Here is a 25,691-nt window from a genome sequence, read left to right on the forward strand (position 1 = left end):
TCGGGTGAGGGAGTTATCCACAACTGGTGGGTAGACCACAGGGCTCAGCGGGCCGGTCCGGACGCGTGCACTCTGAGATCACAGCCGCGCAGGCGGTGTGGAGCGGAGTGGATGAGGGAGGGGTTCGGATCATGAACGAGACCTTGGTGACGGTGGTGGGGAATGTCGCGACGACGCCCGTGTTCCGGGAACTGGCCTCTGGGCCGGTGTCACGGTTCCGGCTCGCGGTGACCTCGCGGCACTACGACGCCGTGCAGAAAGTCTGGGCCGACGGGCATACCAACTTCTTCACGGTGTGGGCCAGGCGATCGCTCGGGACGAATGTGCAGGCGTCCCTGACGATCGGTGAACCGGTCGTCGTGCAGGGGAGGTTGAAGGTGCGCGACGAGGAGCGGGGCGGTCAGCACTGGACGTCGGCGGACATCGACGCGACGACCGTCGGCCACGATCTCTCGCGCGGCACGGCGGCGTTCCGGCGCGTGCTCAAGGCGAACCCGGCGCTCACGGATCCGGCGTCGGCGCGCGAGGCGGAGCCCGAACCGGTGGGGTGATGGTCCGTCAGTGCCGGGGTCGAGATGGGCGACCGATGTGCGGCTTATCGGCGAATGGGTGCCGTTGATTTGTCGATAAGCCCAGCCCAGCAGGGGTGTTGGCGATAACGATTCCGATTCGGATCGGTTATCGAATGGCACTACTGGGGATCGTGGTCTGCCGCGTACCTAGGATGCCGGACGTAGCTCACGGGGCAGTTGGCAGTGGATGCCACGCAGGTGGCAGGTGATTCTGCCCCTTTCAACCGGCTGGCGGGACCACCCCCCTCGATGTGAACGGGTCCCGTCCGGAGGGGAATTCTGTGTCTTTTGCGCGTTCTGTTTTCTCTGCGGGCTCCGCGTGCACCGAGCCGTCGCGCAGACGGGGCACGTCCCGCGTCGCCGCGCTGACCTTGGCGACCGGGCTCCTGGCGGCGGGCGCGATAGCCGGTGCGGGTGCGGCCGCCGCGGACGAGGTCCCGCAGCACCAGGGGGGCGCCACCGCGACGCTGGGCGGGCTCCAGACGTACGACCAGGCCGTCATCCGTGACGGCGGCACGAGCCAGCAGGTCCCCGCCGGACTCTTCGAGATGTCGGTGGACGGCGGCGGCACCCTGCAGAGCTACTGCATCGACATCCACAACCCGACGCAGAAGGACGCCAAGTACCAGGAGACCCCCTGGAGCGGCACTTCGCTGAACGGCAACAAGGACGCGGGCCGGATCCGCTGGATCCTGCAGAACTCCTACCCGCAGGTGAACGACCTCGCCGCGCTCGCGCGAAAGGCCGGCGCGCGGGCGCTCACCGAGCAGTCGGCGGCGGCCGGCACCCAGGTGGCGATCTGGCGCTACTCGGACGGCGCCGACGTGGACGCGCTCGACCCGCAGGCCGAGAAGCTCGCGGACTACCTCTACAAGAGCGCCCGCGCCACGGCGGAGCCCAGGGCCTCCCTGACGCTCGACCCGCCCGCGGTCTCCGGGCGCGCGGGGGAGCGCCTCGGCCCGGTCACCGTGCGCACCGACGCGGACGCCGTGTCCGTGACACCGCCCGCCGACTCCGCGGTCAGCGGCGTCAAGATCGTCGGCAAGAACGGCAAGCCCGTCACGTCCGCGGCCAACGGCAGCCAGCTGTTCTTCGACGTCCCCAAGGGCACCCCGGACGGCTCGGCGGCGCTCACCGTCCAGGCGACGACCACGGTGCCGGTCGGCAGGGCCTTCGCCTCCGAGACCAGGAGCCAGACGCAGATCCTGGCGGGCTCCAGCCAGTCCACGGTCTCCGCGACGGCGAGCGCGTCCTGGGCCAAGAAGGGCGCGATACCCGCTCTGTCGGCGGAGAAGAACTGCGCCAAGAGCGGCGTGGACATCACGGCGAGCAACAAGGGCGACCAGCCGTTCACCTTCCGCCTCATGGGCTTCAAGCACACCATCGAGGCGGGTACATCGCGGACGGTGACGATCCCGCTGCAGGAGGACCAGCCCTACGACTTCACGATCAAGGGGCCGAACGGCTTCGAGAAGCGCTTCAAGGGCGTACTCGACTGCCGTACCGAGGGCAGCACGATCGGCAACAAGACCCAGCCCCTCCCCGACCCGAGCCCCGCGTCGGCGGGCGGCGGCACGGGCGGCGACGACCTCGCGGCGACCGGCGGCTCCAGCGCGACGCCGATGATCGCCGGGATAGCGGTGGTCATGGTGGTGCTGGGCGGCGCGGCGATGTTCCTCCTGCGCAAGAAGAAGGCCCCGGCACAGGCGCCGACCGACGAGCAGTAAACGCAGGGCAGTCGGGGCGCGTCGCAAGCATGGCGACGCGCCCTTTGCGTTGCCTGCTGACAGCGGCAGAGTCCCCCTGTCAGCAGCTGTCAGCGCGCTGTGGGCGTGGTGTCAGGACCCCCCGGCAGAGTCTTGCTCATCAACAACGGCAAGCACCCGCCGGGAACGCCAGCAGGGCCTGCCCAACCCAAGGAGCACACACCATGTCCATCACCCTCACCGACCAGGACAAGCTCACCCTCCGCACCGCCGCCTACGGAGCCATCTCGCTCCTGGCCGCCGCCGACGCAGCCGGCTCCCCCCACAAGATCGCCACCCAGGGCTCCATAGCCCTGGCCTCAGCGACGGGCCCCGTCGGCTACGTCCTCGCCGAGAACTCCAAGGTCGGTGACCTCGGCGGCAAGTCGGTGGCCGAACTCGCCGACACGGTCCTGCCCGCCCTGACGGCAGCCACGACCCTCCTCAAGAAGCAGGACCCGGCCGAGGCCGACAACTTCCGCGCCATCATCACCGTCGCCCTCGAAACGGCCACCCAGGCCCGCAAGGGCGGCCCCAGCCCCACCATGACCGACATGACCCGCAAGATCACCACCGCCATCGACGCTGCGTGACGGGAACGGGCGGGCCGGGACCGGACGGACCGATAACGACAGACGGTGACACTTCGCTCACCGTCGCGTGTCAGGAACGTCCAGGTCACGGCCCTCGCCCAGTACTGGTTTCCTCCGGGAGGTGGCCGTCAGGCAAGATGGGGTGTATCTGCCCACTCACTGATTGCCGGACGGTTTCTCTTGGCTGAGTACATCTACACCATGCGCAAGACGCGCAAGGCGCACGGCGACAAGGTGATCCTCGATGACGTCACCTTGAGCTTCCTTCCTGGCGCGAAGATCGGTGTCGTGGGCCCCAACGGCGCCGGTAAGTCCACGGTGCTGAAGATCATGGCCGGGCTCGAGCAGCCGTCCAACGGTGACGCGTTCCTTTCGCCCGGCTACAGCGTCGGCATCCTCATGCAGGAGCCGCACCTGGACGAGTCGAAGACCGTTCTGGAGAACGTCCAGGACGGCGCCGCCGAGATCATGGGCAAGCTCAAGCGCTTCAACGAGGTCGCCGAGCTCATGGCGACCGACTACTCCGACGCGCTCATGGAAGAGATGGGCAAGCTTCAGGAGGATCTCGATCACGCCAATGCGTGGGATCTTGATGCCCAGCTCGAGCAGGCCATGGACGCGCTCGGCTGCCCGCCCGGCGACTGGCCCGTCACCAACCTCTCCGGTGGCGAGAAGCGCCGCGTCGCGCTCTGCAAGCTCCTCATCGAGGCGCCCGACCTGCTCCTCCTCGACGAGCCCACCAACCACCTCGACGCCGAGTCGGTGAACTGGCTGGAGCAGCACCTCGCGAAGTACGCCGGTGCCGTCGTCGCGGTCACCCACGACCGGTACTTCCTCGACAACGTCGCCGAGTGGATCCTCGAGCTCGACCGCGGCCGCGCCCACCCGTACGAGGGCAACTACTCCACGTACCTGGAGAAGAAGGCCGCGCGTCTCAAGGTCGAGGGCCGCAAGGACGAGAAGCGCGCCAAGCGGCTCAAGGAAGAGCTCGAGTGGGTGCGGTCCAACGCCAAGGGGCGTCAGGCCAAGTCCAAGGCGCGTCTGGCGCGCTACGAGGAGATGGCCGCCGAGGCCGACAAGATGCGGAAGCTGGACTTTGAGGAGATCCAGATTCCGCCGGGTCCGCGGCTGGGATCGATCGTCGTCGAGGTCGAGAATCTGTCGAAGGCCTTTGGCGACAAGGTGCTCGTCGACGATTTGAGCTTCTCGCTGCCTCGCAACGGCATCGTCGGCATCATCGGTCCGAACGGTGCGGGCAAGACCACGCTGTTCAAGATGATCCAGGGCCTGGAGACTCCGGACTCCGGCAGCATCAAGGTCGGCGACACGGTCAAGGTTTCGTACGTCGACCAGGGGCGCGCCAACATCGACCCGAAGAAGACGTTGTGGGCCGTGGTGAGCGATGAGCTCGACTACATCAATGTCGGGCAGGTTGAGATGCCCTCGCGGGCGTATGTCAGTGCCTTTGGTTTCAAGGGGCCTGACCAGCAGAAGCCTGCCGGGGTGCTCTCCGGTGGTGAGCGCAACCGTCTCAACCTGGCGCTGACCCTCAAGGAGGGCGGCAACCTGCTCCTCCTCGACGAGCCGACGAACGACCTGGACGTCGAGACCTTGTCCTCGCTCGAGAACGCGCTCCTGGAGTTCCCGGGTGCGGCTGTGGTCATTTCCCACGACCGGTGGTTCCTCGACAGGGTCGCCACGCACATCCTCGCCTACGAGGGTGACTCCAAGTGGTACTGGTTCGAGGGCAACTTCGAGTCGTACGAGAAGAACAAGATCGACCGCCTGGGTGCGGACGCCACTCGCCCGCACCGTGCCACGTACAAGAAGCTCACCCGGGGCTGAGACTGACATGAGTCGGCATATCTACAGCTGCCCCCTCCGGTGGTCGGACATGGATGCCTTCGGGCACGTCAACAACGCTGTCTTCCTGCGGTACTTGGAAGAGGCGCGGATCGACTTCATGTTCCGGCTCGCACCGGGGGACGGCAGCCCGTCGTTCTCGGGCGGGTCCGTCGTGGCCCGTCATGAGATCGACTACGTACGGCCGTTGGTCCACCGGCACTCGCCGGTGACCATCGAGTCGTGGGTGACGAAGATAGGCGCTGCCTCGCTCACCATCGCGTACGAGGTCAAGGACCCCGAGCAGGTGTATGTGCGGGCCTCGACGATCGTCGTCCCGTTCAACCTGGAGGCGCAGCGGCCCCGGCGGATCACCGCCGAGGAGCGTGCGGTGCTCGAGGGGTACATGGACGACAGTGCCGGTGGTGCGGAGGCGCTCGTCGCATGACGGCGCAGCTGCACTTCGCCGATGCCGGGGAGGCGGCGGACCTCGCCGCCTTTCTGGCGCGGCTGATCCACTACGACAAGGCCGCGGCGGTGCGGCTGCAGGCGGCGGGGGAGACCCTCGCCGTGTTCGGGCGGCCGCCGTCGTTCGAGGTGCTTGCGATTCGTACGGCGCGGCTTGCCAAGCCGTACGAGTACGGGCTCGACACCTCGATGGATGTCACTGTCTCCGCGGGTGAGCTTCTGGAGTCCGTGGATCCCGCGGGTTCCGCGGGTGTGCCGGAGGCCGTCACGGGGCCGCCGTGGGCCGGGGTGCTTCCGCCTCGCGGGGGCTGGCGGTCGGAGGCGGGGCTGCCGGGGATGGGTGAGCTGCGGGGGCTTGTTGCTGCCGCCGTCGCTGAATTCAAGGCTCGGGTGGAGGAGCTGCCGGCGGAGCGGCGGGTTCGGGCCGAGCTGGATCAGGTGGGGCGGGAGATTTGGTCCCGGTCCATTGGGGATACGGGGCTTCCTGTGCGGGCCGCGCATGCGGCGCAGGCCTTGGGCTTTTTGCGGGGGGAGTCGCTGGACCTGCTGTCCAGCGGGGCTTGGCTTCGGTTGCGTACGTCTTATGGGTCTGTGGCTGTGCGGCGGGCCGGTGTCGGGGGGCTTTCCGTCTCGCCGGTGTAGGGCGTTGCTGGGCCCCTTGCTTGAGCGGTGCTCGGCAGTGGGGCACAACGCCGGCAGCCGTCAGTTGTCGCCGTCCGGCCATACGCCGATGTGGTCACGTTCCAGTTCCAGGGCCACCCTGTCCCGCATTCCCAAGGCTTCTGTGTAATCCGCCGGGAGCTGCAGGCGGCCCGCGCGGTCCAGCATGGCGTATTCGCGGGAGATCACTGATTCCTGGCCCGTGGTCTCGTCCACCTCTGTGCGGCGCAGGACCTCCGTCGATGTGCGGCCGTCCCGGATGGCGACCGTGCGGCGGACCTCTGAGGCCACGGCCTGGTCGTGGGTGACGATGACGATCGTGGTGCCCAGGTGTTCGTTCGCCGTGCGGAAGGCCGCGAAGATCTGCTCGGCGGTGTGTGAGTCCAGTTCTCCGGTGGGCTCGTCGGCGAGGAGGACCGAGGGGTTGTTGGCGAGGGCCACCGCGATCGCCACGCGTTGCTGCTGGCCGCCGGACAGTTGCCGTGGGTGCCGGTCTCTGCAGTCCGCCACGTCCAGCAACTCCAGGAGTTCCATGGCCCGTTGAGCCTTCCGGGCTCGACGGCCAAAGCCGCCGCCGCCCCGCAACTGCATCGGCAGTGCCACATTCTGAGCCGCCGTCAGGTATGGCAGCAGATTGCGTCCCGTCTGCTGCCATACGAAGCCGACCACGTCCCTGCGGTAGCCGAGGCGTTCCTTCGCGCCCATCGTGAGGAGGTCGCGGCCCGCCACCCGCGCCGCGCCCGCGGTCGGCTCGTCGAGTCCGGCGAGGATGTTCATCAGCGTCGATTTGCCGCTGCCCGACGCGCCGACCAGGGCCATCAACTCGCCCTCGCGGACCAGGAGATCGAGCCCCTGTAGCGCCTGCACCTCGACGCCGTCCGTGGAGAAGACGCGGACCAGTCGGTCGCAGGTGATCAGGGCGTCATGGCCGTAGGCGGGCCGGTCGCGGTGGGCGGTGGCCCGCGCCTCCAGGTCGGCGAGCGACGCGGGGGATGTGTTGGTCGTCATCGGGTGTCTCCCGTTCTCAGTTCGGTGGCGGTCGTGCGCCGCGACGTCCACCAGGCCTGTACGAAGGCGACGCCCGCCGTCAGGAACACCACACCCGCGGCGGGCAGCAGCAGTGACCAGGGATCCGCCCGCAGCGTCATGTCGCCGAGCCCGGAAAGCGGGCCGCCTGCCGCGAGGGCGACGCGGGCCAGGTCGATGCCCGGTGACAGGAGGCCGATCGCCGCCCATCCCACCAGCGCACCGCCGCACGCCGCGAGCAGCGCCTGCGGCAGGGACTCCAGGACCAGGAGCCGGCGCCCCTGCCCCGTGCTCAGGCCCATCGTGCGCAGCCTGGCGAGGAGCGCGGCGCGTCGCGGTGCGGAGTGCAGCAGGGCAAGGAGCACGGCCAGTACGGCGTATCCGGCGCCCGCCGCGACCGCCGCCCCGTAGATGCGCTCGGCGCCCGACTGGAGGGGCGAGTCGGTGAGTTCGGCGCGTTCGGCGGTGCGGAAGTGCGCCTCGACGCCGTCACCCGCGGCCCGCGCCGACCTGCCGAGCGCCGCCGTGTCGATCCGCTGCCCCGAGGCGCCCGTCGCCAACAGCGCGGTGCTCGGCGGCCGTTCGAGATGCCGCCGGTCGATCAGCAGGAACGCGCTGCCCGACGGGAGCGCCGGAGTGCTGTTCCGGACGGCACCGACCGCCGCCCGGAAGCTCCCGGCGGGCGTACGGAAGGAGTGCGGGCCCTTGCCGAGCCGCCGGGCCACCTCGGGCGACGCGACGGCGGGAAGCACGGCGCGGGAGTCACCGCCCGCCGCCAACTCGGCCTCGCCGAACGGCCCGAGGCCCGTCGAACGGGTCAGCCGGGAGTAGGCCGCCGGGTCGACCGCGACCAACGGGACCGTCGACTGGTCCGGCAGCCGCAGGTACCAGTCGATGTGGACGGACGTGACCTCGCCGACGCCCGGCGTCCGGCGGATCTCCGCGGCGAGCGACGCGGGCAGCGTGCCGTTGCCGCGGTCCACGCGCACGTCCGCGCCGACGGCAAGCAGCGCCGTGCGGTCACGGGCATCGGCGACCCCGGTCAGGACGGAGCCGCCGAACGCCGCCGTCGTCAGGGCGAGCAACAGGCCGAGCAGCGGCAGCGCCTGGGTGGCGGACGCGCGGCCCGCGCTGGCCATCGACAGGAAGCCGAGGGCGCCGCGGCGGCGGGCGAGCGGGCGGGTGAGAAGCCGCAGGGGCAGCGGGTACAGACGTACGAGAAGAAGCGCGGCGATACCGCCGACGAGGAGGGGCGCCGCGCTGACCAGGGCGCCGCCCGCCGAGTCACCGCCGGTCCCGGACCGCCGCAGGGTCACCACCGCGCCCACGGCCAGGACGAGCAGCACCAGTTCGGCCACCGTGCGGCGGCGCGACGGCCGGGCCGTCAGGAGATCGTCGCGGCCCTCGTGCGCACGCGGCCTGCGGTGCGTGAACGCCGCACGCACCGGCAGCGCGGCACAGCCGAGCACGCACACCCCGGCGGCCGCGGCCACCGAAGGCAAGGCGGGCGCGTCCGGCACGACGAGCACCGCGAGCAGCAGCCCCAGCGCGGCGGCGGGCACCGCGACCACCGATGTCTCGGCGAGCAGCCGCCCCGCGATGCCGCGCACGGAGCCGCCGCGGGAGCGCAGGAGCGCGAGCTCGTCGTGGCGTCGTACGGCGGCCAGGGAGCAGGTCATCAGGAGGACGACGGCGGCGACCCCGCCGACTCCGTACGCGGCCACCGCGACGATCGGCGACACGGCGCCGCGCAGCCCCTCGTACCCGGTGAGGACCTTGTCGAGCTCGGTGGAGGCCAGGGCGTCCGGGCCGGCGAAGCGGCGCAGTTCGGTGCGGAGCGGCCCCGCTTCGAGGGAGGCGATGCGCTTCTTCAGGGCCGGCAGGTCGCGGGCGGTCAGGGCGGCGAAGTCGGGGGCGACGCGCCAGTACTGCTGCGGGACCTGGTCGACGGCGGGCAGGAAGGCGCCCGCGCCGGGCGCGAGGAGCAGGGCGGCGTGCCAACGCTTCTTCGGCGACTGGGAGTTGTTGCCCGGTACGTCGATCAGGGACGGGGTGCGCAGGACCGGATCGTAGGACCAGTAGGCGGACTCGGGGTGCCGCGGCTCGACGATCCCGGTGATCCGTACGGTCACGCGCTCGCCGGTCAGGGAGTCGATACGGACGGTCGAACCGGGCCTGAACTTCATGACGCGGGCCGTCTGGACCGTCACCGCTGCCTCGACCTCGCGGCTGTCCGCCGTCACGTCCGCCTTCGGCAGCCGGCCGTCACGCACGCGCGCGTGCGCGTCGACGCCGGACTGGGCGGCCAGCGTGAACTGCGGCGGGATCTCGTACGGTTGAGGCAGGGAACGGTCAAGTCCCGCGGGTGGCTTGACGGTTCTGACGCCGTACGTGGATTGCGCGCCGTCCACCCGGATCGGCGGGGGCATGGCCGCCACGACCTTGCGGTACTGCCCGCGCAGGACCGAGTCCCGCATCGCGTCCCCGCGCTCCGGCTGATCCCAATCAAGTCCGGGCGCGGGCGCGGTGAGTTCGATGCCGGCGCGCGTAGCCCCGGCGTCGGTGATCGCGCTGCGTACCCCTTCGCTCTCGTACGCGTCGACCGCGCGTGGGAAGACGGCGGCGAGGAACGCGGTGGCGAACACCAGCAGGGCGAGCGCGACGGCGGGCGCGGGTGCGGCGCGGAGCCGGGTGCGGGTCCAAGGGGCGACGGGGGGCACGGGGCGCATGGGGAGCAAGGGGAGGAAGGGAAGGTCTTTGCGGCGCATGTCAGTTGCCTCCCTCGTGGCGCAGTGACACCTTCGGGTCGCCGCGGCTCACGGACAGGGCGGCGATGATCGCGAAGGGGACGGCCGCGATGGCCGCGAGGAGCGTGGCCGCCTGGGGGAGCGGCAGTTCCACCAGGACCGGGGGCACCGGCCGTGCCGCGTCTCCGGTGAGCACGATCAGGGGGACCACGGCCCGCGTCAGGACCGCGCCGATGGCCACGCCGACCAGCAGGGCGACGGCCAGGAGGAAGCCCTGCTCCGCCGCGATCATGCGGGCCAGCTGGCGGCGCGGTGCGCCCAGTGCGCGCAGGACCGCGAACTCCGCCGAGCGCTCGCGCAGCGACCCCGCCGCGCTCACCGCGAAGCCCACCGCCGCGAGCAGGGCCGCCGCCACCGCCACGGCGAGCAGCGCCGACTGGGGGCCCGCGCCCAGCGGGTCGTCGCGCAGCTCCGCGGCGATCTCGTCGCGGACCAGGACCTGTTCGGGGTCGATGTCGGGGCGGGCGCGCAGGGCGGCGGCCGCGTCGGCGGAGGCGCCGGGGCGGGTGGTGAGCCACCACTCGGTGGGGGTGAGCGGCTTCCCGCCGTCCGCCTGGAGCACCGCGTTCACGCCCGGCAGGTCCAGGAGCAGCGCGCCCCCGTCGGTCCCGGGATCGGCCGCATCGGTCGTCGGCAGCTCCGGCACCGCCTCGACGATGGTCACCCGCAACGAGCCGCCGGTCACCGGCACATCGACCCGGGAGCCCACGGCCGCCCCGCTGGAGCGCAGGAACTGCTCGGTGGCGACCGCCCCCGTCTTCCCGGACCGCAGGGCTTCGGCCAGCGCCGCACGGTCGGTGCGGTCCTCCCTGATCAGCAGGCCCGGCAGCGCCCGCGCACCGTCGAGCGCGAGCACCGTCGCCTGCCGGTCGTCGGCGAGGTCCATCGTGGAGCGCGCGGCGGGAGCGGCATCACGGACGCCCGGAAGCGACGCGTACACCTCGGCCTGCTCCTTCTCCGGTACGCGACTGGCGAGCACCCTGAGCTGCGTACCGGCCCGGAAGTCCGCCTGGTCCTCCTGCGAGCGGTCCCAAGAGGCCCCCTGGCCGATCGCGAGGAGGCCCAGCGCCACCGCGAGCACCAGGAGCAGCACGGGCCCCGCGCCCCGCAACGGCCTGCGGCTCAGCTGCCAGCCGGCAAGGGCACCCGGAAGCCCGCGCCCCCGCGCCGCCCTGCGCTCGGCGAGGCGTGCGGCGGGCGGCAGCAGCCGCAGCGTCACGACCGTGCCGGCCAGGAGGGCGAGCGCGGGCGCGGCCACGAGCAGCGGATCGATGCCGAGGCCGCCCGCGCCGTCACCGCTCAGCGCGCCCGCACCGGACGTCCTGCTGTCCAGCTGCCAATACGCCACCGCCGCGATCACCAGGAGCCCCACGTCGGCGCCTGCCCGCAGCGGGGCGGGCAGCGCCGCCGACCGGGCGCGCCGCAGCGGCCCGGTGCTCGACGCGAGGGCGGGCGCGACCACCGCGAGCGCACAGCCCAGGGCCGTGGCCACGCCGATCAGCCACACCTCCGTACCCGTCGATGTGCCCGTCGACGTGTCGAGCCGCACCCCCGTCCTCGCCAGTGCGCCGTGCCCCGCGAGCAGCCCGGTCAGCGGGCCCGCGAGCAGCGGCGCGAGCACCGCGGCGGGCAGGGCGAGCAGCAGGGCCTCGACCGTGGCGAGCCAGGCGACCTTGCCGCGCGAGCCGCCGCGCGCGATGAGCAGCGCCGTCTCACCGCCGCGCTCCGTGCCGAGCAGCCGGGCCACGAGCAGCAGCGCGTACCCGGCGAGCATGATCAGCTGAAGGGCGACGATCAGGAGCGTCGAACGGGACACGAGCAGCGCGCGCTCGGCCCGGTCGAGCACCTCGGGCAGCGCGGTGCTCGCGCTCGGACTGCCGCCCAGGGACGCCGACTTGGCGAGCGCGGCGGGTCCGTCGGCGGCCGCCGAACGCAAGTCGCCGACCCGCTCCGTGGTCACCCCGCGGAAATCCGCCGTCGCCAGCCACTGCGTACGGCCCGCCGAGACCTCCCCCAGCGCCGTCGGATCGGCGAGCAGAGGTCCATACGTCAGGAAGACGCTCTCGCGCACCCCGCGGCCGCCCAGCTCGTCCAGCTGCCAGTACGGCTCCGTGGGATCGGCGGGGCGGTACACGCCGGTCACCTCGACGGTGACCTTCGGCCCGGTCAGCCGGTCGGTGAGGGTGAGCGGGGCGGAGCCGGGGCCGAGCTTCAGCCGGGCGGCGGCGGCCTCGGGGAGCGCGACCTCGACCGGGCCGCCCTTTGCGTACGAGGAGGGCCAACTCCCCTTCGTCAGGCGGATCCTGGAGCGGTCGAGCGCCGCGAAGTGCGTGAGGTCGGGGTCGCCGCCCTGCCGCGCGGTGCCCGGCAGCGCGTACGGCCCCGAACGGGCCAGCGAGCGAAGGCCCACCGGCAGCCCGTCGAAGGTGCGCCGCGCGCCCTCGCGCACCGCCCGGTCCGCCGACTCCCGTGCGCCGGGCGGTACTTGGGCCCCCACGACGAGCGAGGCCTGCGCCGCGGAGCGGGTGCGGAGACTGTGCCGCAGTGCCGCGTCGCCGATCGAGCCGGAGAACGCGGTGAGGGTGGCGAGGACCGCCGTGGTGAGGAGCACGGCGAGCAGCGCGGCGGCCAGCAGCAGCCGGTGCGCGCGCACGCGCAGAAATATGAACCCCGTCACACCCGGTCGCCCCCCGTGCCCCGTGCCCCGCGCTGTACGCCGTACGTCCCCCGAAAGTCTGAACGGATGCTTTCAGAGGGCAGGCAGTTGCGGAAGGGGTCAGAGAGGGCCGGATCCGGTCAGAACACCGGATTCAGGCCGGGGCTCAGCCCTCGGAGTTGACCATGGACGCCGCCGCGTACGTCAGGTAGTTCCACAGCGTCCGCTCGTGCTCCTCGGAGAGCTTCAGCTCCTCGACGGCGGCCCGCATGTGCTTCAGCCAAGCGTCGTGCGCGGCCCGGTCGACGGTGAACGGGGCGTGCCGCATCCGCAGCCGGGGGTGGCCGCGGTTGTCGCTGTAGGTGCGCGGGCCGCCCCAGTACTGCATCAGGAACAGCGCGAGACGCTCCTCGGCCGGGCCCAGATCCTCCTCCGGGTACATCGGCCGCAGCAGCGGGTCCTCCGAAACCCCCTGGTAGAAGAGGTGCACCAGGCGCCTGAAGGTCTCCTCGCCGCCGACCTGTTCGTAGAAGGTCTGCTCCTGAAGCGTGCCGCGCGGGATCTCATTCACATGGTCCATGCTCTCAGACGGGGCGGCCGAGTACGGAAGACTTAGGTCCTGACCATCGCGGAGGGCCCCTGCCGCTCGCATCGCGGGCCGTACGGCAGCACAGTTGCTGTATGGGATCCGAAGCCGAAACCCCGCTCGCCGCGCGGGCCAGGGCCGCGTTGGTGCGCGAGATCGAGGCGAGCGGTGCCTGCGCCGGGGATCCGGCGCTGCTGACGGCGTTCACACAGGTCCCGCGCCATCTGTTCGTGCCGTACTACTACGTGGCGGCGACGGGCGGCGGCTATGAACGTCTCTGGGGCGAGGACCCCGACCCCCTGCGCAGGGCGCGCTGGCTGGACGGCGCGTACGCGGACGCCCCGCTCGCCACCCGCGTACGCGACGGAGAGCTGCTCTCGTCCAGCAGCCAGCCCTCCCTGATGGCGAAGATGCTGGCGGAGCTCGCGCTGCCGCCGGACGGCTGCGACGTCCTGGAGATCGGCGCGGGCACCGGCTACAACGCCGCCCTGCTCGCCCACCGCCTTGGCGATGAGCACATCACCACCGTCGATCTCGACCCGGAGATCACCGAGTCCGCACGGCGGCATCTGGCGACCGCCGGCTACCACCCGGCCGTGGTCACCGGCGACGGTGCCGCGGGCTGCCCCGAGCGCGCCCCGTACGACCGGATCATCGCGACCTGCACCCTGAGCTCGGTGCCGCGCGCCTGGCTCGCCCAGTGCAGGCCCGGCGCCCACGTTCTCGCGCCGCTCGCGACCGGTCTGATCACGCTGACGGTGCGGGACGCCGAGCACGCCGAGGGGCGCTTCCTGCACACCCCCGCGTACTTCGTGCCGCTGCGGGGCGGCAGCACAAGGGCCCCGCAGGAGCAGCCGCTGGGCGGGCTGCCCCGCAGGGCCCTGCAGAACGAGCTGTTCCGCTTCTTGCTCGAGCTGACCGCGGGCACCCTCAACCCTTACGAGGCGCTTGCCCTGTGGCAGCGCGAGGGCCGGCCGGTGCGCGAGCGGTACGGCGTCAGCGTGAGCGGCCCGCACGAGTGGGCCTGGCTGGACGACCCCGAAGGGCCGTACGCCTGGCCGCTCTGATCCCGTGCTCTAGCCGTGCCTGATCGTGATCGTCGTCCAGGCGCCCACATGCACCTGGTCGCCGTCCTGCAGCGGCACGGGGACGAACGGCTGGATGGGCTCCTCGCCGTTGTTGACCGTCGTGCCGTTGGTCGAGTTCTGGTCGACGACCGCCCAGGTGCCGTCCGGCTGCTGGACCAGGACCGCGTGCTGGTGCGAAACCCCCGGGTCCTCCGGCGGCACCGACAGGTCGATGTCCGGGGTGTCGCCCGTGGAGTGGCGGCGGCGGCCGATCGTGATCTGGTTGCCGACCAGCGGACGCTGCTGCTCGGGCGAGTACGCGGGCAGGTTCAGGCCCGATGCCTCGGGGCCGCTGCGGTGCATCATCGCCATGAAGTACTCGCGGTCAGGGCCGATCGTCGCCGTCCAGGAGACGGTGCCGACACCGGGCCCGGGGACCGACTGGAAGCCCTGCGGCGGCTGCGTCTGCGGAGCCTGCTGACCCCAGTCGCCCTGCTCGGGAGCCTGCGGGGCCGCCGACGAGGGCGGCGGGAGCACCCAGTCGTCGCCGAACGACGGGCCGGGAGCACCGGGTCCCTGCGGAGGCGGCGGGGTGCCGGTCTCCTGCGGGAACGCGGGCGGCGCGGGCGGACCCTGCTGCTGGAACGGCTGCGGGGGCTGACCGGAAGGGTCGCCGCCGTTGAAGGGCGGCGGTACGGGCGCCTCGCCGCCGTACGGCGGGGGGACCTGACCCGAGCCGTTGCCGCCGTTGCCGAACGGTGGGATCGGCTCGGCGGGGCGGTTCATCTGCGAGGGCCGCGAGCCCTGGTACCCGAAGGGGTCCTGACCCGGCTGGGTGCCCGCGGGGGGTCCCGGCGGGCCCTGCTGCTGGAACTGCTGGGCCGGGTTCACCGGCGGGTGCGGGGCGGCCGGGGTGTACGAGGTCGCCGTGTTCGTCAGGAAGTTCCAGCGGCACTCCTCGCAGAACGGCGCCATCGCCTCGCGGGGCGTGCGGCACTGCGGGCACAGCTCGGCCTCGGCACCCTGGTCCGGCACGGCGGCCAGATGCGGGCGTCCGGGGCCGGGCTGCGGGAAGCCGGGGTCCTGGCCGGGGCCCGGCGGCGGATAGCCGTAGCCGGGAGCGCCCGGGGGCGGTGGCGGGGGAGGCGGCGGCACGGCACCGGCCATGCGGTGACCGCAGACCTCGCACCAGTCGTCGGAACCCGACTGGTGTCCGTTCGGGCAGGTCGGCATGTCGGCGCTTCCCCCTCTCCTTCTCCGGCCCGAGGGCCGTACGTGCTGTTGGTGGGGCTACTACGTTGAGTTACTGGGCTATTGCTCAGTACTGGCGGTGCTACTTCTTCACGCGAACAGTCTTCGTGGACCGCGTCTCGAGAGTCATCTCGTCGGCCTCGGCGACCCTCGCCTTCAATCGAACAGTACCTGCCACGGCATCCACCACGTCGACCACCTTCGAAAGCAGCTTGGCGGTGTCCGTGTTCCCCGAAGCGCTCGCGAGCTGAACGGCACGGCCCAGTTTGGCCGTTGCTCCGTCGACATCTCCCGATTTGCGCGCATCGAGGCCCTGCTGGATCACCTGTGCCAGTTCCGCCTGGCCCGTGTAGTGCGCCACCTGCGGATTGATCGACGTCGATGCGGCCATGTCGTCCGTCCACACCGCCCGCACTAGGCCCTGCGACAGCGTCTGCACGCTGCCGTCCGGCTGCGGCACGATCAGCGAGACGCGGGCCGCGAGCATCTCCTGGCCCAGCTCGGCGTTCGGCACCTCGACACAGATGTGGTAGTCGCGGGACTCGTCGCCCCAGGACCCGGTGGGATAGTCCCCGGCACGGGGTCCCGCCTCCGTGCGGCGATCGGTCAACTCCTCGACCGTGGGCGCCACTTGCTTGACGAACTTGATCTCCACGCCCATCGGCGTCCACAGCCGCAGACCGACGTCGGCGACCTCCTTGCCCATCGCCGCCTCCATCATCTGCGTGAAGTCGGCGGACAGACCCGAGGGGTCGGCGACGATGTCGGCCGTGCCGAGCAGCGCGGAGGCGATGCCCGTGACCTCCTTCACCTCCCAGTCCGTGCCGACGCCGCGGGCGTCGCAGGTGAAGCGGCCGGCGCAGGAGTCGAGCGCGGCCTTCAGGTCCCCGGGTGACTCGTGTTCATTGCGGCCGTCGGTCAGCAGGATTCCGTGCCGGATCGATACGTCGGCCGAGGCGAGCAGCCGGTCGGCAAGGCACAGCCAGGTGCCGATCGCCGTGCCGCCGCCCGCGCTGAGCTTGCGCAGCGCCTGCTTGGCCTCGCCCCGCGTCCGCGCGTCGGCGACCGCGAGCCGGCCGTCCCCCGGGTAGACCTCCTTGGCGACATGCGTGCCGCCGATCACCGCGAAGTGGACTCCGTCACGTACGGCGTCGATCGCGGCGGACGTCGCGTCCCGGGCACCGCGCATCTTCGTCGGCGGATAGTCCATCGACCCTGAACAGTCGACCATGATCGCCACGGCCGCGTCCGGGGTCTGGCCCGCCGAGTACAGGTGCGGGGCGCTGACCGCGGAACCGACCGTGCCACCGCCCGTCGAGGTCACCGTGGCGATCGCGTTGACCTCGCGGCCGCCCTCCGGGAGGTACTCGTTCTGATACACGTCGACCGAGAACTGCGGCACGTTCGACTTCGAGAAGTTGGCCATGGATCCCTGCTCCCCCTAGACGTCCCACCCGCTTCCCCAAGCCGGTGGGTGACAAGTGCGTGTGCCCCGAGGCCCGTTGCCGGGGCCTGCTCTAGGCCGATCCTGCCCCTTGCGGCATGACACGGAACGGCAGAATGGCCACTGTTACGTTGTCGTGGCCCCCGCCGTCCAGCGCGTGACCGACCAGGACCTGGGCGCTGTGCAGCGGCCGCTCGGCGGAATCGGCGGGTACGGCACGTGCCATCTCCTCCACACCCTCCGCGTAGTTCCACAGTCCGTCCGTGCACACCACCACTACACCCGCACGGTCCGGCTTGAAGGAAGCGGTGTGCGGCTCCAGTTCGTACGCATCCGCGCCGAGCCAGCCCGTGATGGCGTGCGCGCGCTCGTCCGCGTACGCCTCCGCCTCGTTCATCAGACCCGCCGCCACCATCTGCGCGGCCCACGAGTCGTCCTCGGTGAGGCGGACGGTCGGGCCGCTGCGGTCGTCGGGGACCCAGTAGGCACGGCTGTCGCCGACCCAGCCGACGACGAGCAGGCCGCCGGCGACGATCGAGCCGACGAGCGTGCACGCGGGCGCGTTCTGGTGCGGGGCGTGCTCCCTGGCCTGAGTGGGCTCCGCGGCAAGGGCGTTGACCGCCTCGGACGCCGAGAGGATCGCGTCGTGCATGGCCTGCTGCGGATGCGTGCCGCGCGGCAGCGCGTCGAGCAGCGACTCGTTGGCCGCGCGCGACGCGGCGAGGGAGGCCTCGTCGGGGCGGGTCGCCGAGGAGACGCCGTCGCAGACGATCGCGACGACGGCGGGCGAACCGTCCGGCAGCGCGGCCGACGAGATCGCGAACGCGTCCTCGTTGCGGTGGTGGCGCAGACCGCGGTCGCTGACCGCGGCGACCGCGCCCAGCTCCTGCTCCATGTGGTCGCGCTCGCGGGGCTGGGCGTGCCCGCAGTTCTCGCAGTAGCCGTCCGGGTCGACACGGCCCGAACGGCAGGCCACGCAGAGCTTGGTGCCGGCCGGCGGCGTCGGCTCCGGCAGCGCCGTACGGGGGTCGGCGGGCTCGGGCTCCGGGCGGGCTCCCGGCGCGGGCAGCGGGTACTCGTCCGGCTCGGCGGGGGCGACCTGCGCGTCCACCGAGAGCTCCCCGCCCGCCGAGTCCGTGCCCGGCAGATCGGTCGGCAGGTGCGCGGGCACCGGCATGTCCGAGCTGTCCACGTCCGGGGCGACGGGCCAGTCCGCGGACGAGGCGTCGGACGCCCGGGGCGCCGGCGGTGCTTGTGGCGCAGCGCCGTTGATCGCGATCGTGGGATGGTCGCCGCCGTCGGCCGCGCCCACCGGCTGCGCCGACAGGTCGTACCCGCAGGCGCCACAGAAGAGGTCACCCGCCTCCAGCGGCTCTTCGCAGCCGGGGCACGTGGAACCGGCGGCCCCGGCAGTCTGCTGGTGCATCTGCGACATCTTCACACCCACGTCCGGGGGCGGAATCGGTTGGCCCGTTCCACCAGTTCGATCCTCTCCTCGCCACCCTGGGCGAGCCGGGCAAGCGTTCGGTACGAGCGCTCGAGGCCGAAGCGGAGTCCGCGCTCGTCCAGGTCGCTGCCAAGGAGCACGGTCCGCGAGCCCGACGACGCCGTTGGCGGCGCGGCGGCGTGACCAGAGTGACTACCGGAGAGTACCCAGTCCAGCGCCGTGCCGAGGACCTCGGTCGACAGACGCTCCCTGCGCACCGCGTCGAGGCCGAAGCCCGCGAGGGCCTCCACCTGCCCGGCGGCCGCCGTCAGGTCGTCAAGGAAGTCGAGCAGGGCGCCGCCGGGCGGCGGCGCGGTGTCCCCCGCCAGTCGCGCCCGCAGCCGCGCCCGGACCGCGGCCACCCGGGCCGCCGTGTAGTGGATCGAGGCCTCCGGCACCGACTCCAGGGTGCTCACGGCGCCCCGCCGGTCGCCCGCCGCGAGCTGTACGCGGGCCAGGCCGAACGCCGCGCTGACATAGCTCGGGTCGGTGGTCCACACCAGGCGGTAGTACTCGGCCGCGTTGTCCAGCTGGCCAAGGACCTCCGCACAGACGCCCAGGGCCAGCTTGGGCGCGGGCTCGCCGGGGAACGCGTCGTACACGGCGTCGAAGGACAGCGCCGCCGTCTCGTGGTCACCGGTCGTCAGTGAGGCGATGCCCCGGTACCAGACCACCCGCCAGTCGTCCGGATGCTGCACCTCGAGCTCCGCCAACGCCTGGGCGGCCGAATCCGGTTCACCCATGGAGAGCCGGGCGCGCAGGCCGCGCAGCCGCAGCTCCACCGAGTCGGCGGGCGCCGCCCGCAGAGCGGTGATCAGCTCGGCGGGCGCGGAGGCCATGAGCCCGGCGAGGAAGCCGGCGTTCGGGTCGTTCGGGTCGACGCGGGGCACCGGAAGCGCGAGCGACGTCGCGGACGCGTCGAGGTGGCGGACGATGCGGGCGGGCGGCGCGGACGGGACCGGCGGCGGACCGCCGTTGCCCGTGGTGAGCTCGCGGCGCCCGGTGGGCAGCGCACGCGCCCCGAGGCTCGACACGTCCCCGGTGAGCTCGGTGAACAACTCCGTGTCCGTGACCTTGACTTCGGGCCCGAACAGCGTGGAGAGCGCGGGCCTGGGCCGTCCCGTCTGCAGCGCGACGACCTCCCGCAGGACGCCCGTGAGCTGCTCCGCCATCTCCTGCGCGGAGGCGAACCTGCGGGCCGGGTCCGGGTCGGTGGCGCGCACCAACAGGCGGTAGAACGACTCGTACTTGCGGAAGACCTCGATGTTGTCGGGGTCCGGCAGGGAGTCCACGAACACGTTCGTATAGCCCTGGAAGTCGAAGGTGAGCACCGCGAGGGTGCGCGCCACCGTGTAGAGGTCCGAGGCCACTGAGGGCCCCGCCTCCGCGACTTCGGGGCCCTGATAGCCGACCGTGCCGTAGATCGCCGATTCCTCGTCGTCCATCCGGCGGACCGCGCCCATGTCGATCAGCTTGAGCTGGTCCTCGGTCTGGATCGCGTTGTCGACCTTGAAGTCGCAGTACAGAAGATTGCGGCTGTGCAGATGTCCGAGCGCCTCGAGGGCCTCGATGCCGAACGCGCAGGCCTGCTCCACCGGCAGCGGATCGCGCTTTCCCTCCGCCGTACGGCGGCCGTTGGCGATCTCCTTCAGGGACTTTCCGCCGACGTACTCCATGACGATGTAGCCGTCCATGGAGCCCGTGCGCTGGTCGAGGTGCTCGACGAAGTTGTAGATGCGGACGATGTTCGAGTGCTCGATCTCGGCGAGGAAGCGGCGCTCGGAGATCGCGGCGGCCATCGCGTCCTGGTCGCCCGTGTCGAGCAGGCCCTTGAGGACCACCCAGCGGTCGGAGACCGCGCGGTCGATGGCGAGATAGACCCAGCCGAGGCCGCCGTGCGCCAGACAGCCCACGACCTCGTACTGACCGTGCACGATGTCGCCCTGGTTCAGCTTCGGCACGAACGAGTACGGGTGGCCGCACTTGGTGCAGAACCCCTCCGTGCGGCCCGGCCGGTCACCGCGGGCGCGGCCCACCGGCGCCCCGCAGTCGGAGCGCGAGCAGAACCGCTTCCGCTCGGGCACCTCGGGGTTCTCCTGCACCGCCTGGCGCGGGTCGGGGCGCGGCACCTCGGGCACCTGCACCAGGCCCATGCCCAGCCTGCTGCGGCCCGAGGAGCCCGCCGCCGATCCTGAGCTGCGCACCGACACCGAACGGGACGAAAGGCTGCCGGACAGGGAGCGCGAGAGCCGCCCCGAAACCGAACGGCGCGAGGACTGGGAGCGCGACGAGGAACGGGACGATGCGCGCGAACTCGACCTGGAGCTGCTGCTGTTGGAGCCCTTGCCGCCGCTGGTGAGGCCGGTCGGCGGCGACGACACCATGCCGTTCGGCGAGACGACCGGGGCCAGGCCACAGGTGTCGCAGTACAGCTCGCCGCCGCCCATGTCCTCGTACGACCCTGTGCATCCGGGTCGCTGGCACTTCCGCTGCTCGCTCATGCTTCCCCCCTCCGGTCGGTGGGACCGCCCTGTTGCGGGACCCTCGGTGCAAGGACTTCGGCGGCCGCCTGCTGGAAGCGCAGGACTGCCTGCTCGGCCACGCGCAGATCGCAGGGCGCGCTCCACAGCATCCGGCGCGCCGCGTCGTACCGCTCGATGAGCAGCGGATCCTCCGCGTGGCCGAGCCGGGCGACCTTCGCCTTGTAGGCGTCGAGGCGGCCGCGCAGCTCGGCGCGGACCGCGAGGGGCTGGGTGACGGCCGTCAACGACTCGCGGGCACGCAGCAGTTCGTCCTCGGCCTTCTGCTCAAGGGACTCCAGGAGCGGGGAGAGCCGGTGCCACTGGGCGTGCCTGCGGTAGTCGGACGCCATGGCCAGCTGCTCCTGCAGCACCGTCGGCGGGCCGCTCACGGCGGGCACTTCGGAGGCGGCGATCTTGGCGAGGACCTCCCCGCGCGCGGACCGCGCCTCGGCGAGCGTGCGGTCCGCGCGGGAGAGCACGTCGCGCAGCCTGCCGAGCCGCAGCTCCGCGTCCTGCCGGACGGTGAGCACCGCGTCGATCTCCCGGCGTACGTCCTCCAGGGCGCGCGCCTCGCGGTCGTACCGCTCGGTGTGCGGGCGGCCGCCGCCGGGGGCCGAACTGCCCGTCGCGGGCTGCCAGAAGGCCAGCGGATCGGTCACCACCTGCTCGCGAAGCAGCGTCAGCTCGGCGGTGATCCGCTCCAGGTCGTCGCCCGCGGGATGCTCGCCGGGCCGTACGCCCACGGAGTGCGCGAGCTGGCGGGTGCGGTGCAGCTCCGCCGCCAGGAGGTCGATCCGGGCGGGCAGCGCGGACCACACCGCGTCGGCGGCGACGACCATGTCGAGCGAGTGCGCGTACAGGTCGTTCATCCGCGCGACCAGGTCGCTGAGCGTGAAGCGTTCGGTCAGCTTGGCGGGCCCGGTGATCGACGACGGCGCGGGGGCGGCGCCGCCGGCGACCGTGACGCTCTCCCCGCGCAGCAGCTCGGTGAGCTCCGTCAGGTCGTCACGGTTGGGCCAGCGTCTGCGGGCCCGGATGTCGCGGGCGGTGCGCAGCGCACCCGCGTACGCGTCGAAGTACGCCCAGAGCAGGGTGATCTGCCGCTCTGTGGCCGTCCAGCGCTCCTGGGTGGTGCCGGTCAGGCCCGCACCCTCCAGGAGGCGGCGGCCCGCGTGATCCTGCAGGGCGAGGAGCGAGGTCTCGATCGCCTCGTGCTCGGCGTCGAGCCGCGCCAGCGCACGGTCCACCTCGTCCCGGTCCATCACAGGACCGGGGGGTCCCGCGACGCTCATCGATCACCTCTCCGCTCTGCGTTGCCGTTCACTTGGGGGTCAGTCGGTGTACGTCGGTGCGGGCGGTCCCGCCGATTCGCCGAGCGCCGGCTTGAGCCAGTTGTCGTACGACTTCTGCCAGCCGCTCTTGCGGTAGTCCACAAGGATCTGGTTGACCCGCCGCACCAGGTCGTCCGCGCCCTTCTCCGGCTTCTTCATCGCCACGCCGTAGTACTCCGTGTTGAGCGGCGCGTCGCCCTTCAGCTCGACCGTCGGGTCCTGGGCGGCCTGGCTCGCGGCGAGCGCGCTGTCCGTCACGACGGCGTCCACCTCACCGAGCTGGAGCCGTACCAGACAGTCGAGTTGGTTGGGAACCGTAGTCCCGATGTCGGCATCGAGGCCCTTCTTCTTGAGCTCCTCCAGCTTGGTGAGCGCCGTGGAACCCTTCGCGGAGCAGACCCTCTTGCCGTCCAGCGAGTCGTCGAACCCGGTGATGTCAGAGGACTTGGGGGCGAGGACCTGCTGGCCGGTCTTGAAGTAGGCGGTGGAGAAGGCCACTTCCTTCTCGCGCTCGCAGGTGATCGTCATCGTCCGTACGACCATGTCGACCTGGCCGCTCTGGATCGCCTTGACGCGCTGGTTGGTCGGGATGGCGCGGAACAGGACGGCGTCGCGGTCGCCGAGGATCTCCTCGGCGATCTTGTGCGCCAGGTCGATGTCGAAGCCTTCGAGCGTCGCCGTCTTCTTGTTCGGGTCGCGATAGCCCCAGCGGTAGCTGTTCTGGTCGACGCCGATGATCAGCTTCTTGACCTTGCGGGCCCGGATCGCGTCGATCGTCGGGCCGTCCTTGTCGTCCGGCGACAGGCTGGCCTCCGGCTTCTCGCACTCCTCGGCACGCGCGGGAGCGGCCGCCGACGAGCCGTGGCCCGCGCGGCCGGCACCGTCCCCGGCCGCGCCGCCCGCCTCGGGCAGCACAAGGACGAGGGAGCCCGTGAGGGCACAGGCCACCGCCATGGAGGCAGCTCCGCCCCAGCCGCGCAGCCTCGCGAGTCCTCGCGTACGCATCGTCCGCTCGCCCCCTCTCACCGGTACTCCGACAGCCTGCGCCCGATGCCGAGCACGGCACCGGCCGCCGCGAGCACCGCGAGCACGGCGGCACCCACCGGAAGGCCCGCCATCGCGCTCTTGCCGTCATCGGCCGCCTGCTTGAACTCGCGCTGCTCGTGCGCGAGCGCGACCTCAAGCGCGTCGTCGACGTTGTCGAAGCACTCGCCGGTCGGCTCGTCCTTCTTGTCGCCGACGATCTTGTCGAGCGCGCCCTTGTAGTTGCCCGCGTCGTCGATGTCCCGCGCGGTCTTGTGGCGGTCCTTCCAGACCGACACGTTCTTCGCGGCGTCCTTGACGGGGTTCTTGCCCGCGGCGTCGTCGGCGATGGCCACGGCCTTGCCGAGCAGGCCGCTCTCGGCCGTGCCGAGCCGCTTCATCGACGCCTGGTAGTCGACGTCGAACTTGTCCTTGATCTCCACCTCGTCGCCCGAGCCGACCTCGACGGTCTCGGCGCCCCGGCTGACCAGGGTCAGGTTCTCGTTGCCGCGGGCCTTGAGGGAGTCGATGCGGGCGTCGTTCAGGACGTTCAGGGACTTCACGCCGTGGTCGTACGAATCGCTGAGCCCCGACCGCGCGAAGGTGTGCCCGGCGACGAGCCAGAGCAGCACGACCGCGGAGGCGGCCGTCGCGGCGACCAGGCCGTGGTTGAACACCCTGTTCGTCCGGCGGTAGTTGCGCCGCTGGGCCAAGACGAGCGCGGCGAGCGCGAGCAGACCGAGGGCGATGGCGAACCAGGGGTAGGGCTTCGCGTCGTCGTAGTCGGCGCTCAGCCGCTGGTTCTCCGCGGTGTAGAGCTTCTCCGCGGCCGGGAGCATCTGCTTCTGCATCTTGTCGTTCGCGTACCGCAGATAGGCGCCGCCGAGCGGGAGGCCCTGGCGGTTGCTCGCGCGGGCGCGCTCGATCAGGCCGGTGTACTCCGGGAGCAGCTTGTTCAGCTCGCTCACCGAAGTCGCCGCCGATGAGCCCGCGCCCGCGTTCGACGCGGCGGTCGCCAGCTTCTCGGAGGCGCTCTTGATGTCGCGGTTGTACCGGTCGCGGACGTCGGCAGGCTCCTGGCCGCCCGCCAGGAAGCCGCTGGAGGCCGCCGTGTTGGCGTCCGCGAGGGAGCGGTAGATGGCGGCGGCGTCGGCGCTCAGCGGCTGGCTGCGGTTGAGCACGCTGTTCGCGGCGTCCGAACGGCTGGTCATCTGCCAGGTGGTGACCGCGCCGAACGCCACGACGAGCAGCGCGAGCACGGCGCCGATGATGCGCAGCTTGCCCGGTTCCGTCGTCGCGGCGGCGCGCAGCCGGTCCCGGCCCTCGACCCACGCGGGCCTGCGCGGGGGCGCGGGAACCGTCGACTGCGCGGCAGGCACAGCGTGCGCGGAGCCAGCTTGAGGCGGGACGGCGGGCATCGTCGGCGCTGCCTGCCCTGGCGGCGCGGCGCTGCCGTTCGGCGGGTATGTCACCTTGACCTCGACCTCCCCCTCGGTCATCGGACGGTCACCTCCGCCCGCCGTGCGCGGCGCGGGAGGAAGTGCACGGCCGCAAGTATTGCCGCAGGGACTGACATCCGCACAGGCCTTGACTGGATCTTGTTCGGATCAGCCCGCCCGGACGACCGTCCCTCGAGCAACGCGAAGATCGCGCACCACCCCTGCCCTTGAATACGCGATTCAGAACAGTTCGGTTCCCTGCCCTGCCAATGTGCTCAGCCGCTCCAGGCTCCCACGTCCCTCGCGCCGCACCCCGATGGGCACGAGCGCGGCGCGTCCCGGAATCCGTACGCCGCCCGTGAACGCGACCCGCGTGCCCGCCCCTTCGGGCGCCGCCGCCACACCGATCAGCAGGAACCTGCTCTGCAGCCAGCACCAGCCGGGGCGGCGCACGCCGCGCAGCAGGGCGCGCATGCCGTAGCGGCTGCGGGCCAGGGCCTCGATGTGCTCGCCGTCCGTACGCAGGACGCGCAGCCGCCGCATGTCCGGGACGATCCGCCCGAAATCACCTTCCAGATCGGCGAGATGGGCCCGCACGCGGTCGAACGGGGCGTCGACGTACCCCTCGGTGACGTGCGCGCCTCGGATGCCGGCGGCGAGGACGTGCAGTTTGCGTACGTTGTCCAGGTCGGCGGCGGGCCAACCTCGGTCCGGCTGTTGGTTCGTCATGAGGTCCACGCCTTCCGGAAGGTGTCGCGCGCCCGGTGCAACCGGGACTTGACGGTGCCGACGCGGATGCCGAGCAGCTCGGCGGCGGCGCGTTCGTCCAGGCCCTCCACGTCACGCAGGACGAGCACCGCGCGGTGCTCGGGGGAGAGCCGGTCCAGTACGTCCCTTATGTCGGCGGCGAGTTGGGGGTCACCGCGCGTGGGGAGCGTGCTGAGGTCGGCCGGTACGGCGCGGGCCGCCCGCTTGGCCAGGCGGACCGCCTCGCGTACGGCGATGGCCCGCACCCAGCCGTGCAGGGCGGCCGGTTCCTTCAGGGTGCGCAGGGCGCGGAACACGGCGACCAGGGCCTCCTGGGCGGCGTCCGGGCCCTGCTCCAGAGCGATGGATCCGCAGATGCGGCCTACGTAGGGAGTGAGTTGGTCGAGCAGACTCGCCATGGCGAGG

The 25,691-nt window shown here is 71.9% G+C and carries 20 protein-coding genes; 7 read left to right on the top strand and 13 right to left on the bottom strand.

From position 1 onward, the window contains the following. Positions 1–131 precede the first annotated feature (131 nt). The 6 genes from OG453_RS10815 to OG453_RS10840 all read left to right on the top strand — a co-directional run bounded on the left by OG453_RS10815 (position 132) and on the right by OG453_RS10840 (position 5,862). A complete protein-coding gene (locus OG453_RS10815) occupies positions 132–551 on the top strand; it encodes a single-stranded DNA-binding protein (RefSeq protein WP_266866842.1) in 420 nt (139 codons plus the stop codon). Between the two features lie 302 nt (positions 552–853). Continuing rightward, positions 854–2,299, top strand: coding sequence for a Cys-Gln thioester bond-forming surface protein (locus OG453_RS10820; protein ID WP_266866844.1), 1,446 nt, complete (start codon positions 854–856; stop codon positions 2,297–2,299). A 203-nt stretch (positions 2,300–2,502) separates the two neighbouring features. Continuing rightward, entirely contained in the window at positions 2,503–2,910 is a 408-nt protein-coding gene (locus OG453_RS10825) for a hypothetical protein (RefSeq protein WP_266866846.1), read from the top strand. A gap of 180 nt (positions 2,911–3,090) precedes the next feature. Continuing rightward, the gene (gene ettA / locus OG453_RS10830; protein WP_266866848.1) at positions 3,091–4,755 is read left to right on the top strand and encodes an energy-dependent translational throttle protein EttA; all 1,665 of its coding nucleotides are present in this window, start codon (positions 3,091–3,093) and stop codon (positions 4,753–4,755) included. Between the two features lie 7 nt (positions 4,756–4,762). Then, positions 4,763–5,200 (top strand): thioesterase family protein, encoded by a 438-nt coding sequence (locus OG453_RS10835; protein WP_266866850.1) that lies wholly within the window; start codon positions 4,763–4,765, stop codon positions 5,198–5,200. Further along, the gene (locus OG453_RS10840; protein WP_266866852.1) at positions 5,197–5,862 is read left to right on the top strand and encodes a hypothetical protein; all 666 of its coding nucleotides are present in this window, start codon (positions 5,197–5,199) and stop codon (positions 5,860–5,862) included. The genes OG453_RS10835 and OG453_RS10840 overlap by 4 nt, the downstream gene beginning before the upstream one ends. Before the next feature lie 60 nt (positions 5,863–5,922). Here OG453_RS10840 and OG453_RS10845 read toward each other — a convergent pair whose 3' ends face one another. The 4 genes from OG453_RS10845 to OG453_RS10860 all read right to left on the bottom strand — a co-directional run bounded on the left by OG453_RS10845 (position 5,923) and on the right by OG453_RS10860 (position 12,949). Further along, positions 5,923–6,888, bottom strand: a complete 966-nt coding sequence (locus tag OG453_RS10845) for an ABC transporter ATP-binding protein (RefSeq protein ID WP_266866854.1) — start codon at positions 6,886–6,888, stop codon at positions 5,923–5,925. Then, positions 6,885–9,674 carry an FtsX-like permease family protein gene (locus OG453_RS10850; protein ID WP_266866856.1) on the bottom strand — a complete coding sequence of 930 codons (2,790 nt, stop codon included), beginning with the start codon at positions 9,672–9,674 and terminating at the stop codon, positions 6,885–6,887. The genes OG453_RS10845 and OG453_RS10850 overlap by 4 nt, the downstream gene beginning before the upstream one ends. 1 nt (position 9,675) lies before the next feature. After that, complete coding sequence (locus OG453_RS10855; RefSeq protein WP_266866858.1) at positions 9,676–12,390, bottom strand: ABC transporter permease; 2,715 nt, start codon at positions 12,388–12,390, stop codon at positions 9,676–9,678. A 145-nt stretch (positions 12,391–12,535) separates the two neighbouring features. Further along, positions 12,536–12,949, bottom strand: coding sequence for a globin (locus OG453_RS10860; RefSeq protein WP_266866860.1), 414 nt, complete (start codon positions 12,947–12,949; stop codon positions 12,536–12,538). A 101-nt stretch (positions 12,950–13,050) separates the two neighbouring features. On the opposite strand from OG453_RS10860, the gene OG453_RS10865 reads away from it, so the two are divergent. Beyond that, entirely contained in the window at positions 13,051–14,022 is a 972-nt protein-coding gene (locus OG453_RS10865) for a methyltransferase domain-containing protein (protein ID WP_266866862.1), read from the top strand. A 9-nt stretch (positions 14,023–14,031) separates the two neighbouring features. On the opposite strand, the gene OG453_RS10870 is transcribed toward OG453_RS10865, so the two are convergent. The 9 genes from OG453_RS10870 to OG453_RS10910 all read right to left on the bottom strand — a co-directional run bounded on the left by OG453_RS10870 (position 14,032) and on the right by OG453_RS10910 (position 25,684). After that, positions 14,032–15,255 (bottom strand): FHA domain-containing protein, encoded by a 1,224-nt coding sequence (locus tag OG453_RS10870; RefSeq protein WP_266866864.1) that lies wholly within the window; start codon positions 15,253–15,255, stop codon positions 14,032–14,034. A gap of 100 nt (positions 15,256–15,355) precedes the next feature. Further along, positions 15,356–16,699 carry a VWA domain-containing protein gene (locus tag OG453_RS10875; protein ID WP_266866866.1) on the bottom strand — a complete coding sequence of 448 codons (1,344 nt, stop codon included), beginning with the start codon at positions 16,697–16,699 and terminating at the stop codon, positions 15,356–15,358. Positions 16,700–16,790: 91 nt separating this feature from the next. Then, a complete protein-coding gene (locus OG453_RS10880; protein ID WP_266866867.1) occupies positions 16,791–18,152 on the bottom strand; it encodes a protein phosphatase 2C domain-containing protein in 1,362 nt (453 codons plus the stop codon). Between the two features lie 2 nt (positions 18,153–18,154). Further along, positions 18,155–20,704, bottom strand: a complete 2,550-nt coding sequence (locus OG453_RS10885; protein ID WP_266866869.1) for a serine/threonine-protein kinase — start codon at positions 20,702–20,704, stop codon at positions 18,155–18,157. Next, positions 20,701–22,017: a hypothetical protein gene (locus OG453_RS10890; protein WP_266866871.1), complete on the bottom strand. Its 1,317-nt coding sequence runs from the start codon at positions 22,015–22,017 to the stop codon at positions 20,701–20,703. Before OG453_RS10890 ends, OG453_RS10885 begins: the two co-directional genes overlap by 4 nt. Before the next feature lie 39 nt (positions 22,018–22,056). Then, a complete protein-coding gene (locus OG453_RS10895) occupies positions 22,057–23,061 on the bottom strand; it encodes a glutamate ABC transporter substrate-binding protein (protein WP_266866873.1) in 1,005 nt (334 codons plus the stop codon). 17 nt (positions 23,062–23,078) lie between these two features. Then, positions 23,079–24,551 carry a hypothetical protein gene (locus OG453_RS10900; RefSeq protein WP_266869796.1) on the bottom strand — a complete coding sequence of 491 codons (1,473 nt, stop codon included), beginning with the start codon at positions 24,549–24,551 and terminating at the stop codon, positions 23,079–23,081. 207 nt (positions 24,552–24,758) lie between these two features. Then, on the bottom strand, positions 24,759–25,247 hold the full coding sequence (locus tag OG453_RS10905; protein ID WP_266866875.1) for a hypothetical protein: 489 nt from the start codon (positions 25,245–25,247) through the stop codon (positions 24,759–24,761). Further along, the gene (locus tag OG453_RS10910; RefSeq protein WP_266869798.1) at positions 25,244–25,684 is read right to left on the bottom strand and encodes an RNA polymerase sigma factor; all 441 of its coding nucleotides are present in this window, start codon (positions 25,682–25,684) and stop codon (positions 25,244–25,246) included. Before OG453_RS10910 ends, OG453_RS10905 begins: the two co-directional genes overlap by 4 nt. Positions 25,685–25,691: the final 7 nt, after the last annotated feature.

Origin of the sequence: Streptomyces sp. NBC_01381 (assembly GCF_026340305.1) — a bacterium.
In the GTDB taxonomy this organism is placed as follows: Bacteria; Actinomycetota; Actinomycetes; order Streptomycetales; family Streptomycetaceae; genus Streptomyces.